This is a genomic window from Coleofasciculus sp. LEGE 07092 (assembly GCF_015207375.1).
Lineage (GTDB): Bacteria > Cyanobacteriota > Cyanobacteriia > Cyanobacteriales > Coleofasciculaceae > LEGE-07092.
The window spans coordinates 1-14,772 of the sequence record NZ_JADEWY010000053.1 but is presented as its reverse complement, the minus strand read 5'-3'; the positions used below and the strand labels follow the sequence as shown (position 1 = coordinate 14,772).

10 protein-coding genes are annotated in these 14,772 nt (G+C 46.1%); 8 read left to right on the top strand and 2 right to left on the bottom strand.

Features of this window, described 5'->3' with window-relative positions; all coding sequences use genetic code 11:
* Positions 1-354: 354 nt before the first annotated feature.
* From IQ257_RS14525 to IQ257_RS14510, 4 genes are all read left to right on the top strand, one after another.
* On the top strand, positions 355-3,051 hold the full coding sequence (locus IQ257_RS14525) for a Mu transposase C-terminal domain-containing protein (protein WP_228060715.1): 2,697 nt from the start codon (positions 355-357) through the stop codon (positions 3,049-3,051).
* Complete coding sequence (locus IQ257_RS14520) at positions 3,051-4,238, top strand: ATP-binding protein (protein ID WP_193876445.1); 1,188 nt, start codon at positions 3,051-3,053, stop codon at positions 4,236-4,238. The genes IQ257_RS14525 and IQ257_RS14520 overlap by 1 nt, the downstream gene beginning before the upstream one ends.
* Complete coding sequence (locus IQ257_RS14515; RefSeq protein WP_193876447.1) at positions 4,228-5,451, top strand: TniQ family protein; 1,224 nt, start codon at positions 4,228-4,230, stop codon at positions 5,449-5,451. Before IQ257_RS14520 ends, IQ257_RS14515 begins: the two co-directional genes overlap by 11 nt.
* A 206-nt stretch (positions 5,452-5,657) precedes the next feature.
* Positions 5,658-6,440 (top strand): SDR family oxidoreductase, encoded by a 783-nt coding sequence (locus IQ257_RS14510; RefSeq protein ID WP_193876449.1) that lies wholly within the window; start codon positions 5,658-5,660, stop codon positions 6,438-6,440.
* Between the two features lie 18 nt (positions 6,441-6,458).
* On the opposite strand, the gene IQ257_RS14505 is transcribed toward IQ257_RS14510, so the two are convergent.
* Positions 6,459-8,474 carry a serine hydrolase domain-containing protein gene (locus IQ257_RS14505; protein ID WP_193876452.1) on the bottom strand — a complete coding sequence of 672 codons (2,016 nt, stop codon included), beginning with the start codon at positions 8,472-8,474 and terminating at the stop codon, positions 6,459-6,461.
* A 288-nt stretch (positions 8,475-8,762) separates the two neighbouring features.
* Between IQ257_RS14505 and IQ257_RS14500 the strand changes: the two genes are divergently transcribed.
* Positions 8,763-10,031 (top strand): cation:proton antiporter, encoded by a 1,269-nt coding sequence (locus IQ257_RS14500; protein ID WP_193876454.1) that lies wholly within the window; start codon positions 8,763-8,765, stop codon positions 10,029-10,031.
* 410 nt (positions 10,032-10,441) lie between these two features.
* A complete protein-coding gene (locus IQ257_RS14495; protein WP_193876456.1) occupies positions 10,442-10,621 on the top strand; it encodes a replication restart DNA helicase PriA in 180 nt (59 codons plus the stop codon).
* A gap of 88 nt (positions 10,622-10,709) precedes the next feature.
* On the opposite strand, the gene rlmN is transcribed toward IQ257_RS14495, so the two are convergent.
* Positions 10,710-11,843 carry a 23S rRNA (adenine(2503)-C(2))-methyltransferase RlmN gene (gene rlmN, locus IQ257_RS14490; RefSeq protein ID WP_193876458.1) on the bottom strand — a complete coding sequence of 378 codons (1,134 nt, stop codon included), beginning with the start codon at positions 11,841-11,843 and terminating at the stop codon, positions 10,710-10,712.
* A 572-nt stretch (positions 11,844-12,415) separates the two neighbouring features.
* Here rlmN and lgt point away from each other — a divergent pair.
* Together lgt and cobM are read left to right on the top strand one after the other, a co-directional pair.
* Positions 12,416-13,294 (top strand): prolipoprotein diacylglyceryl transferase, encoded by an 879-nt coding sequence (gene lgt / locus IQ257_RS14485; RefSeq protein WP_193876460.1) that lies wholly within the window; start codon positions 12,416-12,418, stop codon positions 13,292-13,294.
* Between the two features lie 539 nt (positions 13,295-13,833).
* Entirely contained in the window at positions 13,834-14,721 is an 888-nt protein-coding gene (gene cobM / locus IQ257_RS14480; protein WP_193933082.1) for a precorrin-4 C(11)-methyltransferase, read from the top strand.
* The last annotated feature ends 51 nt before the right edge of the window (positions 14,722-14,772 follow it).

The window sequence follows — 14,772 nt, the reverse complement described above, 5'->3', positions numbered from 1 at the left end:
ACGAATTGTAGCATAGCGTACTACAGGCTTACTTTTTAAAGTACAACGGACGATGAGCATTGCACTTCACCCGATAGCCTCATCCGATTGGGTGAGCAAAAAGCCGTGACCTGTTTTCATTCAACCAAGAGAGATGTTAAACTCTATCTGTCACTTGAACCATATCCTGTCCAAAGTGGAAGCATAAGCTGTCCCTAAACAAGGGCAAAAATCCTGATGCTGTCGTAGGAAGAACAGCGGCTTGGGCAGCCAAGTAGAACCATAAGTTGTCCCCAAGTGGAAATTGGAAGGATAAGATGACCAAAAGTTGATAAGCTGACAATATCCTCCCATTGCTGCGCCTTGAAAAAATAAATGTTGGACGGCGAACAGTTTGTGCGGTGGTGTCAGCAGTTAGGCTTGGCAGAACCGACAAGGAAATACATCGAACTGTTACGCAGTTCGCCACCATCTCGCGTGGTACGCAGTAGGGCAGGAAACGTGAGTGGTCGTTACCCCAGCCGGAAAATGGGCGTAACGATTCAGTTTGAGAGCCACCACAACGAATTGGCAGGCATTTATGAGATGGAATATGACCCAGATGTACTGGAATATTACGACCAACCCAGTGGCATCAAACTGAGCTACATTGCTCTGAGTGGTCGGAAAGTAGGAGTCCTGCATACCCCAGATTTCTTTGTGTTGCGTCAAACATCTGCAGGCTTTGAAGAGTGGAAAACATTGGATGAATTAGTGCGACTATCAGTCAAAATGCCTGCTCGTTACGTGCGAGAAGGTGAAAGTCAATGGCACTGTCCCCCAGGAGTTGAAGTAGCACAAAGTTTGGGATTGTATTATCGCATCCGTTGCAACACTGAAATTGACTGGGTTTTTCAAAATAATCTTCATTTTCTCGAAGACTACTTGCACCCATCCCATGTTTCTGTAGAAGAGAAAGTTCGTGCCGACATCATATCACGGGTAGAACTTCATCCAGGAATTACCTTAGGTGAATTGCTAGAAGAGGGGTACAACTGTGAGGAGGTTTATACCCTAATTGCCCAAAATTATTTAAATGTGAATTGGCGGGGTGTCAACATAGCGCAACTTGGTACACAGCTTCAAATCTTTCCGGTTAATCAGAAAGCTTGTGGAATCGAAACAACCAAGTTGAGAGGAACATCAACCTTAGAATTAGCCCCCCACTTAGTTGATCTAAAACCCGGTTCTCCTGTGGTGTGGAATGGAAAAAGCTTATCGATTCTCAATCGGGGAGAAACCCATACAGCCCTACTCAATGAAGAGGCAAAAGTCATCCAACTGCCAAACGAAGCCCTATTGGAATTAGTCAAACAGGGTGAGTTAACAGGAGTTGTCACCCAATCCCCATCTTCTAAGATCGTCAATGACCTCCTAGCCAAGGCGAGCGTTGATGATTGTGCAGAAGCTAACCGTCGCTATTCCATCATTGCTCCATACCTAACGGGTGAAAAAACTACCGATAAGCAGGTCGTCTCAGCACGTACCATCCGCCGTTGGTTACTTTCGTGGCAAAAAGCACAAGAGCAATATGGATGCGGTTATGTGGGATTGTTACCCCGCGTCAGCTCTAAAGGCAACCACCAGCCCAAATTGCCTCAAACGACACAAAAAATTGTAGACGAATTCATTGCTAACCACTATTTAAATCTCAAACAGCAAGGAAAATTCGCCGTTTACAGTTCACTGGTACGAGCCTGTGAACAGCAAGGGATTACTCCTTGTAGCTACAAAACATTTGTCCGAAACATTCATCAAAAATCTAACTATGAACAGGCTTTAAAAAGGCAGGGGCGTAGGGCGGCTTACAAGCACGAACCTTTTTATTGGGAGCTAGAGGTAAACACCCCTAGGCACGGACAACGACCCTTTGAAATCTGCCATATTGACCATACACAATTAGATATCGAGTTAGTTAGCTCCCACACATCAGTAAATCTGGGTCGCCCTTGGGCGACCTTCCTAACAGACGCCTACTCACGACGAATACTAGCCGTTTATCTGTGCTTTGACCCACCGTCGTATCGTAGTTGCATGATGGTGATGCGCGAGTGTGTCCATCGTCATGGACGCTTGCCCGACACGATAGTGGTGGATGGAGCCAAAGAATTTATGAGTGTTTACTTCGAGCGGCTACTAGCAGCTTACTCCTGCACAAAGAAAACCCGACCAGCCGCCAAACCCCGATTTGGTTCAGTATGCGAGCGCTTGTTTGGGACAGCCAACACCATGTTGATTCACAATCTCTGGGGAAATACGCAAATTAACAAGAATTCCAGGGCTGTGACGAAAAGCGTGAATCCCCGTAATTTAGCTATTTGGACTCTGGGGAGTTTGTATCAAAATTTATGCGATTGGGCTTATGAATTTTACGACAACAAGGAGCATCCGGCACTCTTGCAAAGCCCAAGAGCAGCTTTTACAGATGGCTTCTTGCAAACCGGATTACGCTCACACAAACTGATTCCTTACGATGAAACCTTCCGGATTTTGACCCTACCAACAACACCCAAAGGAACCGCCAAAGTCATTCCCAATCAGGGAGTTAAAATTAACCATATCTACTATTGGCATAACAGTTTCCGAAATTCGGAAATTGAAAAGACTCAAGTTCCCGTGCGCTATGACCCTTATGATGTTGGGAGTGCCTATGTCTACATTAAAGGTCAGTGGGTAAGTTGCATTTCGCAGCACTACAGCAGCTTAGTGGGTCACTCAGAGCGAGAAATGATGGTAGTTAGCGAACAGTTGCGCCAACAACATAAGAATCACTCCAAACAACTTACAATCACAGCCAAAGCCCTAGCTGAATTTCTAGCGAGTACAGAAGCCCAAGAAGTTATCTTAGAGCAACGGTTACGGGATGTAGAAGCCAAAGAGGTTTTAGCAATAATTGATGGAGGAAAAATTTCGCGACTTCAAGAACAGCCTTCAGCCGCTGAGTGCCTTTCACTTCCTATAAGTCAAGAAGCCTCTCCTAATAGAGATGAGATTGACTCGGAAGAACTTGAACCTTATGAGGAGTTTTGGTAATGCCGTCTCCCCAGAATTTTCCTCCAGAACTTTTAGCCGTCAATCCAGCAGAAAAACTGGCTTACTTTGAAAGCTGTACGGTAGTACACAGGCGACTAAAAATTGCTTATGAAGCTGTAATAGATGCCGTCAATAATCCTGGAGGCGCTTCATTAATCTTTTTGTTTGGCCCTACTGGGGTGGGAAAAACTACCTTACTCCATCAAGTTGTGAAAGTGCTCATAGAGCAGAATTTATCAGCCATGCAACTTGATTGTGGGCATATTCCTGTTGCTTATGTAGAAGCTCGCGCTCCTGAATCAGGGTCTTTCGACTGGAAAGATTATTACAAAAGTGTCTTGATAGCTTTAGCTGACCCCTTTGTTGATTATAAACTCAGAACTGGCAGTAGCCGAATTGAGGGCAGTGGCTCTTCTCAACGTCTAATTAAATCAAAAGCTAACCTGTCAAATTTACGAGAGGATGTAGCGGCGATTATTCAACAACGGCGGTTAATTGTATTTCTAGTTGATGAAGCCCAACGCTTCACTAAAATGGCATCGGGAAGAAGACAACAAGACCAAATGGATGCCATTCAGTCAATGGCAAGTTTCACGTCCACCCGACACGGACTTTTTGGCACTTATGAACTGCTACAGTTAAGGAACTTAAGCGGTCAATTGAGCCGCCGCAGCCTAGATATTCACTTTCCTCGTTATCAAGCGGATTGTTCACAGGACGTTAAAGATTTCAAACGGGTACTCAAGAGTTTTGCCTGCCAAATGCCCTTGTTAGAAGCCCCTGATTTAGAGCAGCATTGGGAATACTTCTATGAACGCAGTATCGGTTGTGTCGGGATAGTCAAGGATTGGCTGACACAAGCTTTGAGAAAAGCGTTGGGAGAATCATCCTCTACCCTGAGCTTGGCACATCTTACACCTTACGCTCCCAGTGTTTCTAAATGTATGCAGATGGCAACTGAGGCGATAGAAGGTGAGAAAGCGCTGCTCCAATCGGAGAGCGAACTGAGCCGATTGCGTCAAAAATTGGGATTAACTGTTAAGGAGCCACCAACAGCAACAGAAGCCTTGCTCAATAGCTCGACCCGTTCTACGGTTAACAAAAAACAGAAGAAAACAAAGAAACGTCGTCCGGGAGAGCGTAATCCTCAACGGGATGTCATCGGAGGCGCAGAAAGTGTCAGTTGACAACTGGAGTAATCATCAACTGTGGTATTCAAGAACAACAACAATCCCAGAGCGTAGCCGCTTGCATCCTCTTGAACCCATCGGTGTAGGAACGCCTACAGTAGAAAGTTTGACCAGTTATGTGGCTCGGTTGGCAGCAGCTCATCGGGTGCCTACGGGCATTTTCCTAGCTCAAGAAGTAGCTCCACAAGTCAGTAGATATCAAGGCAATCAGCATCAAGGGTTATCTAGATGGTTTTTCCGTGTCTTTTTCAACGATACGGGAGCCTGGAATGGCATGGGAATTATGGCATCTGAGCCAGTTCATGTGTTAGAAGCACGAACAAAGCAACATCAGTTACGGTTTCTCACTTTGTTAAGTTGGGCTAACGTTTTACCGTCGCGAGGTTTATTGCGTACCAACAAAGCTTGGTGTCCCGTCTGCTATGACGATTGGGAGCGTTGTGGGAAACCCATCTACGAGCCTCTATTATGGTCGCTCCAGGTAGTGACAACTTGTCCTTTTCATCAACAAGTTTTATGGCATCAATGTCCTAATTGTCAGCGATTGCTCTACCCTCTAGAGTGGAATTCCCGACCGGGTTTCTGCTCTAGATGCCAACAGTGGTTGGGTGTGAATTCAATTTTGACCAATGGTGATACCTCTGTGGACGCTTCCCCAGTAGAGCAACCCGATTGGGACTGGCAGATTTTTGTTGTGTACTCCGTGGGAAAAATTCTCGAGCTTGCACCTGCTCTCAAGTCTCCACCACCCAGAGAAAATCTCGCATTAGCCATTGACTTATGTATCCAAGAAGCTACCAACGGTAATGCCAAAGCTTTTGCTGACTTAATGTACCTGAGTGCTTCCGTACCAGGAGAATGGCGATGTGGTCAGGCACTGGCACAATTAGGTTTGCTCCTTAGAGTCTGTTGGTGTCTTTCTATTCCTTTAGAAGATGTTCTCACTGGACAGGTGGTGAAGCATCAACCCCTATCGTTGAAGGTTTTGCCTATCACTCAACAACGGAGAAAAACTAATCGGCGCTTTGATGCGGTGAAAGTACAAACGTTTTTAGAGGCAGCTTTGTCTTTTGAACCACCCCAGTCTCTCCGACAAGTGGCTGCTACTCTTGGATACGACCCTGGGGATATTTCCCGCTTTTTCCCCGATTTGTGCCACCAAATTTCCGCTCGTTACAGGTTATACAAACAGGTAATCAGAAAGTCCTAACTATAATAATGCCATTCGCCACTCCTCCGTGAGAGGGAACTACTGCGTAGCGGTTCAAGTGACATCACTTCTCCCACCACGTCGAAGCATAAAGTGACCACAGCTTTTTGGACAACTTATGCTTCCACTTTGGACAGGATATGGTTCAAGTGACACTATCCTTTTGTTGAATTATCGGGTTAACGGGCTAAAGGGGAAGGAAACATATGCAACTAACAGAGAAAGTGGCACTAATTACTGGTGCAGGTTCTGGTATTGGTAAAGCCACGGCACTGCTATTTGCCAAAGAAGGGGCGAAAATTGGCGTATTAGGTCGGACTAAAGACGAACTCAAAGAAACGGTTAACCAAATTCAGGGAAATGGTGGCGAAGCGATACCCCTTGAGGCGGATATCTCCCAACCGGAGCAAATGCAACAAGCCATTCAACAGATTACCGATAAATGGGGACGTCTCGATATCGTGTTTGCTAATGCTGGGATTAATGGTGTTTGGGCACCTTTAGAAGAACTAGACCTCAATGAGTGGAATAAAACCATTAACATTAATCTCACAGGAACGTATCTCACGGTTAAGTACGCCGTACCGTATCTGAAAAAACAGGGCGGCTCCGTAATCATCACTTCTTCTGTCAACGGCACTCGCATCTTCAGCAATACGGGTGCTACTGCTTATGCTTGTACGAAAGCTGCTCAGGTGGCATTTGCCAAAATGATTGCTCTGGAACTGGCTAAACACCGCGTTCGTGTAAATGTTATTTGTCCAGGAGCCATTGAGACAGATATCAACTCCAGCACAGATAAACAAGAGTTGGAAGGAACTGGCGAACCCATTGAATATCCCGAAGGAAATATACCGTTAACCGACGGCAAACCGGGTTCTTCCGAACAAGTTGCCCAACTGGTGCTATTCCTTGCCTCAGACGCCTCTAGTCATATCACTGGCACTCCTATGTGGATTGATGGAGCCGAATCGCTACTGCAAGGTTGATATCAAGTCTGGATGTGATTAGAACCCCAATAAATTCCATTGAACCAAAAAGGGAAGGAATGCGATCGCTGCCAGAGTCATTACCGAGTAGTAGACTCGCGCCCAAGCTGACCAGTATTTATCCTTCCACGCCAACACCGTACAAATGAGTAATCCCAGAGACAAACCCGTTGTAATCGGTGGAATGTAAAAAAGAGCGATCGCCGCAATGGGCAACCCATATAAAAACTGCCACATTTCCAGCCAGGTTACTAGCCCCAAACCGATGACAAAAACCAGATTCAGGACACTGACGAGAACAGCAAGGAGTTTAGCCCATCTCGCCCACTTCCCAGATTGACGGCGGTGTCGCCAATAGCCAATCAGCCAAATAATGGTGGCTGAAACAAAGATTAGCAGACAAAAAACCAACCAGCCTATCTGAAACCACAACGTCTCATACCAGGACAACTGCCTGTATCCTCCAGCGATGGTCGGCCCAAATGGGTTAAACAGGTAAGCAATCTGCCCCTGATTATTCTGGGCAAAGGCAGCATAGCCGTGACGCTCAACTCGTCTGAATAACAAGGATGAAAGTTGGGCTACCGCTAGCTTTTCCGATTGAGAGCTAAAAAAGAATTGAGGGATACGAGCAACGGTCAAAGTACCATCATTGTTTGCTGTTACCCGATATTGATTCGTCAGTGCGGTGAGCTTTGCAGGGGTAAATCGAGGATACTGGATATTCTGATAAATACCTGTGAAGCGATCGGCTTGGGCTGCTAAATCAGCGGATGCCTCAGAAGGCATAGATTGCTCTGAAACCGGATAATAATGATCGATAAACTTGCTGAATAGGTCGCCTCCCAAACTTTTGGAGTAACCGAAGCGATTGTATGCAAAAAAGAAACCCAGGTTTTTTTCGGGTATCAAAAATAGGATGCTAGTGTACCCATGCAAATTGCCACTATGTCCAATGATCCGGATGTTATTTTGCGACCAGTCATGAAAGCCGTAGGCAGCGCCAGGGAGTAGGGGATGATTGACAAAATGCGTCTGATGCATTGTACGTGCTGTATCATCCTGTAGTATTCTTGAGTTTTCATAGCGACCGAGTTGCAAGTGGGCAATCATAAAGTTAGCCATATCCGTAGCCGTTGCACTCAGGGACGCAGCAGGTGGCATATTGAGGTAAAGGAATGGTAATGGCTGATAGTTACCATTTTTGTACTCATAGCCGATCGCTAAATCATCAGCCAAAGGGGGTGGCGGTGGTTGGAGAAAAGTACTGCGATGCATCTCTAGCGGTTGCAGTATATGTTGATCGGCATATTCGGGAAAGGGAGTATGGGAAAGCTTCTGCACCAAATACCCTGCCAAGGCAACCGCGTCATCAGTATAGGCGTAAAATTTTTCTGGAGGTAGTACGGTTTTGAGCCTTCTTTCGCTCGTCAAGTACTCTTTAAGCGGTTCCATCTTCGCAGCAGTCGGGGCGGCGATATCAAGATAATGGATGCTAAGACCACTGGTTTGGGTCAGCAAATCGGCAACCCTGACAGGCGTGGGATAGGGATTCTCGATTTTGAAATCTTCGAGATACTGGTTCACTTCCGCCTCTAGATTGATTTTTCCCTGCTCGTAAAGTTGCATCACTCCTGTATCAGTGAATAGCTTAGAGAGGGAAGCCACACGAAAAAGAGTTTGATCTGGGACAACCGGTATCTTTTTTTCGATATTGGCATAACCATAGCCCTTGTTGAAAAAAATTTTGCCATCTTTGACTACCGAAACTACTGCGCCAGGAATGTGTTCTTGCTGCATGGCGTCAGTTAAATATTGGTCAATGAAGGCTTCTAAGTCTTGCGGATCGGTGAGTCCCTGTACAGAAGAATTGGGTGGCGAAACCTGAACCCCTTCATTGAGTCTGGGTTCTTGATGGGGTACGACGGCAATATCTTGAGCTAGAGCAGGCAGTCCAGACCAGGAAAACAATAGGATAACTGCTAAAATCACCCACCCAACCAACTTGATAGGAGTCCAAATACGCTTTTTCATAACCTCTTTCTTCTGTCTAAGGCATCGTTCAAGTGACTGACAGCTCACGTTATAGCGGTTATTTCTTATATGAGGTACATTCCCATTCCCTACTCCCTGCCTTCATCAGGGTGTACCTCACCAGATAGAGAAACGCTATCTACATCAAGAGAGAAGTGCTGTTTTATTAGTTCTCAAGATAGATGCTGCCTTAGGTGTCGTAGCCTATATCTACCTATAAGCGTACAAGTAGCTAAGAATCGGGTCGAGGAAAATGCTGATGTTTACCCTACGTTCCCTCAATAAACCATGAATAGCTTGAATGAACTCAATATAGTCATCACAGCTATCGGTGCGATCGTTCTAGTTCTTGGACTCGTCTCCGACTACTTCCGGCGTCATTGGTGGACATCCGACCCTTTAACAGCCTTAGTGATGGGGATATTACTCGGACCGGTTGTCCTAGATTTAGTTAATCCTGGTGGCTGGGGTATACCGCAGGAGCATCTTCTGGAACAAACCGCCCGCTTAACCCTGGCAATTGGATTGATGGGGGTGGCGCTACGAGTACCCCAAGGCTATTTTTTCCGCAACTGGAAACCCTTGGCAGTCCTCCTAGGATTGGTGATGCCAATTATGTGGGTGGTTAGCGGTTTGCTAGTGTATTGGATCTTAGGAATACCTTTTTGGGAAGCGATGCTCGTTGGCGCAGCTATTACCCCAACTGACCCCATTGTTTCGACTTCGATTGTAACAGGCGTTGTTGCTGAAGATTATCTCCCCAAACGCATCCGGCATATTATCTCAGCCGAATCTGGTGCTAACGATGGTTTAGCTTATCCCCTTGTACTACTGTGCGTTCTAATGCTAGAGCGTTCTCCAACAGAAGCGCTCCCTCACTGGTTTGTTCATGTTGTATTGTGGGAAGTTTGTGGAGCCGTCCTTTTTGGCGTACTGTTGGGTTATGTCGCTGGTCGCCTGTTAAAATGGGCTGAACGCAAAAAAACAATTGAGCGTTCCTCTTTTCTGGGTTATACCATCGCCCTCTCCCTAACGGTACTCGGTGCAGGTAAGTTAATCGGTACGGATGGAATTCTGGCTGTATTTGCCGCAGGACTGGCTTTTGGGAATGTAATTGGAGGTAAGGAGAGAGCAGAGGAAGATAACGTTCAAGAGGCAATCAACCGCTTTTTTACCCTACCAATTTTTATTCTGCTGGGCTTAATGATTCCCTGGCAAAAATGGTGGTCACTATTGGGATGGTGGAATATCCTTTTGGTTGTGGCAGTGCTATTTTTGCGGCGATTGCCAGCGCTTTTATTACTCCATCAATTCATCAAGCCGATCAAAAATATTCCAGAGGCATTGTTTGTCGGCTGGTTTGGTCCGATTGGTGTTGCCGCTATCTTTTATGCGGGTTATTCCCTGCGCCGAGTCGGTGTGGAGGAGGTTTGGTTAGTTTGCTCTTTAATGATTTGTGCTTCTATCGTTGCCCAAGGTTTAAGTGCGACTCCTTTGACCAAGCTCTACGGCAAGCACTTCAATAAGAAAAAACAATCCAATTGTGAAAATCAATAAGTCAAAAACGTCAACCTATCGCATTTCCCAGTCTGGTGAGATACACCCTGATGAAGGCAGGGAGTAGGCTTTTGCCGTGAGCGTCAGCGTTCGACACTTCGAGAAGCCTCAGTGAACACTGAGCGTCTCCGCCTAAGACCTGTCGAAGGGTCACGCCGAAGTCCGAACGGGAGTAGGGAGTAGGAAATGGGACTGTACCTCATGTAAATGAAGAACCGCTATATTCTAAAATCCAGGTAAGGCTTACCGAAAGCTGGCGCTCCCTCAATCTGCCTAGGGATAGAGTTTAAAGCTTAAGCAAACCTTAAAAATAGAAGAATAAGCCTGAAAAATTGGCAAAATTTCTAGGTTAAACCCTAGTTTGATTTTTGTCTTTTTTTAATAAATCTCTTCCTAAAGAAGGTTACAAAATGCAGATAACACAAGATATTTACTGTCCTAATTGTGGCAGTCGTGCCAAACGACGCTATTGCTCAAAAACTCATATCACTCAGACTCAATGTCCTGCCTGTGATTACCTGATGGTTAACTGCTCTCGCACTGGCAGAGTTGTTGAAGCCTATGCCCCGGGCATCTATGCGAGTCGATAGTTTAATCTAAATTGCTGGCTTAAGGTATTAGATTACACGCAAAAGGGAAAGGGGAAAACCTTTCTTCCTTTTCCCTATTATTCACACATCAAACAGCCACAGTGCTCGTTGACGCTCTCAGTTGTCCACAGGCAGCATCTTTTTCTAAACCGCGAGAACGGCGCACGCTGACAGCAATGTGGTGCTGTTCTAACGCCTCAACAAACGTTTGAATCTGGTGGGAACTGGGGCGCTGGTAATCCGCTTCGCTGATGGGGTTGTAGGGAATCAAATTGACGTGACTTTGGAACCCTCGCAAATGTTGGGCTAACTCAGCCGCGTGTTCGGGTAAGTCATTGACTCCAGCTAAGACTATGTATTCAAATGTAACCCGGCGACCTGTAATCTGCACGTATTCCCGGCAATCTTCTAATAACGCCTCTAGGGGATATCGGTTGGCACTAGGAATCAGTCGTTCTCGCAGTTGCTGATTTGAGGCGTGGAGACTGACGGCAAAGGTAACTTGAAGCTGATATTGAGCTAGTTGGCGAATTTTACCAGGAATACCGACCGTTGAAATAGTCAGCGATCGCATTCCAATGCCAATATCTTCATTAATAGACTTCACTGCCCCCACAACAGCATCCAGATTCAGCAACGGTTCTCCCATGCCCATAAACACGACATTACTGACTCGCTCTCCGAAGTCTTCCTGAACAGTCAAGACCTGATCGACTATTTCATGACGTTCTAAATTTCGGATGAATCCCCCTTTACCTGTGGCGCAGAAGTCGCAAGCCATAGGACAGCCGACTTGGGAGGATACGCAAACCGTTAGGCGCTTGGCGGTGGGAATACCAACGGTTTCGATAACATGACCGTCCCTAAGCCGCAGCAGGTACTTCACTGTACCATCAGGAGCCTCAGAGCGGTAATGTAAGGTGGAACGACCAATAGGGACATCTCCTACAGCTTCCCGCCATTGTTTGGGAAACACAGAAATTTCAGAAAGCGATCGCGCACCCTTTTGATAAATCCACCCATGGAGCTGACGCCCTCGATAAGCAGGTTGTCCCTGTTGCTGTACCCACTCGGTGAACTCACTTAAAGAAGCACCTAACAGAGGTGGAATTGAGGTTACTGGCAATTGAGCCGCTCCACCGACTTGAGTTACTAGTGACGGATTTTGATCGTTGCCCTTCTTGAGAGACTGAACTTTAGAAACACCTGGCGTAGCAGACATAGGGGATAATGTACGGGAGTAGCCTTCAATCCCATCTTAACGAAGCCAGACTTAGCCTTATCAGCCATAGGATTGACCACAAGAATCGTTTCTTGCCTCCCTAATCCCTAATCTTTAACCCCTTTCCGATGAGATCGCTGCGATCGCGTATTTAAATCACCAAGAGCTTGTGAGCTAAACGAATGTCTCCCCAGCCTACTGTTGATAGGGTGGGGAGGTTGCACTAGACTAGACGACCTGCTAACCCTAGCGGGTCTTTTTTTAATGTCCCATATTTGAGTAGCGATCGCCTAATTTGTCTGTCAGCTAATAACAGGCAAAAAAAATCCCCTCAGCGGGGAAGCCAAGGGTGGGAAAAAGATTGCATCTGTTTTTATTGTGAAGCAAATTCCCAAGGATTATGTTTAGTTGTGATGAAGTATCCGTAAAGACTTGATGAATTTTTCGTAAAGTGAGCGCATCAAGAATTTCCCTCGCTCTCTCAGCTTCCCATGAGCAGTCATCCATAAATAGAGGGAGCGCTTACACCTAAAATTAAACAGAAGCTGCAATCGCCCTCTCTTAAAAATTCCATGCTACAAGCCATGTCCCCTCTGATCCTGGCGTTTCAATTTAGATCTCCCGGACCCATTTTGATTGAACTAGGACCGTTCACCATTCGCTGGTACGGTTTGTTAATTGCCTCAGCCGTACTCATCGGAGTCACTCTTTCCCAGTACCTGGCAAAGCGCCGTAATGTTGACCCAAACTTGATAGGCGACTTAGCTATCTGGCTAGTAATCGCTGCCATACCCTGTGCCAGACTCTACTACGTCCTGTTTGAATGGGAACAATATGCCCAGCGCCCAGAAGACATCATTGCTATTTGGAAAGGCGGCATTGCGATTCATGGTGCCATTTTAGGCGGTATTCTAGCAGCAGCCATTTTTGCCCGAATTCAGAACATATCTGTTTGGCTATTGGCTGACTTAGTGGTTCCTTCCCTGATTTTGGGTCAAGCAATCGGACGTTGGGGTAATTTCTTCAATTCCGAAGCCTTTGGGAGTCCCACAGATGTACCTTGGAAACTCTACATTCCACCCCAGCAGCGCCCCCGACAATATATAGATCTTGAATACTTCCACCCCACCTTCCTTTACGAATCCCTCTGGAACTTGATGATCTTTGTCGTAGTGATGACGCTGTTCTTTCGAGATTTAAAAAGGAGGCGGCATTTAAAGGTAGGGACATTGGCTCTGGTTTACATGGTAGGCTATAGTACCGGTCGAGTTTGGATCGAGGGGTTACGAACAGACAGCTTGATGATTGGACCGTTACGCATTGCTCAACTGGTAAGTTTGGGAGCGATCACACTGGGACTTATCGGTTTAGCTTGGCTGTATATCGTCAATCGTCCCCTGCCAGATGTTGTGCCCGCAGAAAATCAGCAATGGGATATCTCTTCCGAGTAGCAAAAGAAAAAAACAAAAGCCCTAGAGAAAAAACTCTAGAGCTGAACCAGGGTGCATCTACCATTTCTTTCTTCCTATCTTGATGATACCTATCCGGATTGTCTGGAAAAAACAAAAGCCCTAGAGAAAAAACTCTAGAGCTGAACCAGGGTGCATCTACCATTTCTTTCTTCCTATCTTGATGATATCTATCCGGATTATCTGGAAAAAACAAAAGCCCTAGAGAAAAACTCTAGAGCCAAACCAGGGTGCATCTACCATTTCTTTCTTCCTATCTTGATGATATCTATCCGGATTATCTGGAAAAAACAAAAGCCCTAGAGAAAAACTCTAGAGCCAAACCAGGGTGCATCTACCATTTCTTTCTTCCTATCTTGATGATATCTATCCGGATTATCTGGAAAAAACAAAAGCCCTAGAGAAAAACTCTAGAGCCAAACCAGGGTGCATCTACCATTTCTTTCTTCCTAAGGTAATAGGGTCTATCCGGAACAATCTCGCTAGTTATAAAATTCCTCTTGGTCAATCAAATCTACTGTATGTCTCAATCCGAAGATTCAACTCAGATTCAACAATCCCTTCAGGCTTTAGCGCCCGCCGTTTATATCATCGGTGCTGGACCTGGAGATCCAGATTTATTGACTATTAAAGCAGTCAAAATACTCCAAAAGGCAGATGTCATCGTATTCGCTGACTCTTTAGTTCCACGCCAGGTTTTGCAGGGGATACGTCCTGATGCGGAACTTGTACGCACTGGAAACAAAACCTTGGAAGAGATTTTACCGTTGATGATTGAACGAGTGCGATCGCATAAGTCAGTTGTTCGCCTCCATTCTGGCGATGTCAGTCTCTACAGTGCCATTCACGAACAAATGCAAGCTCTTACAGAAGCTCAGATTCCCTTTGAAGTTATTCCAGGAATCAGTGCGTATCAGGCAGCCGCCGCCAAATTAGCTGTTGAACTAACGGTGCCGGAATTAGTACAAACTATTATTCTCACCCGCATCAGCGGTAGAGCTTCCGCCGTGCCGGAGTCGGAAGAACTGGCATCTTTAGCCGCTCATCAAGCCAGTCTGTGCCTTTATCTGAGCGCTCGTCACATCGAAGAAGCTCAAACTAAACTCCTAACCCATTACCCAGTAGATACACCCGTAGCAGTCTGCTTCCGCATCGGTTGGTCGGATGAAAAAATTTGGGTGGTTCCCTTAGAAAAAATGGCAGCTCTTACAGAACAGGAAAATTTGGTTCGGACGACGCTCTATCTCATTAGTCCAGCGCTGAGAGAAGGATTCCATTTGCCAGAGAAATTCTCCTCTGTGAACTCGGGCGTTAGCGACGCATCTCGTCAAGAGATCGCTCGTTCCCGTCTCTATCATCCTGAGCATTCTCACCTGTTCCGCCCCTCTCGTTCTGAAAATGGGGAGTAGGGAATGGGGAGTAGGGAATGGGGAGTAGGGAATGGGGAGTAGGGAATGGGG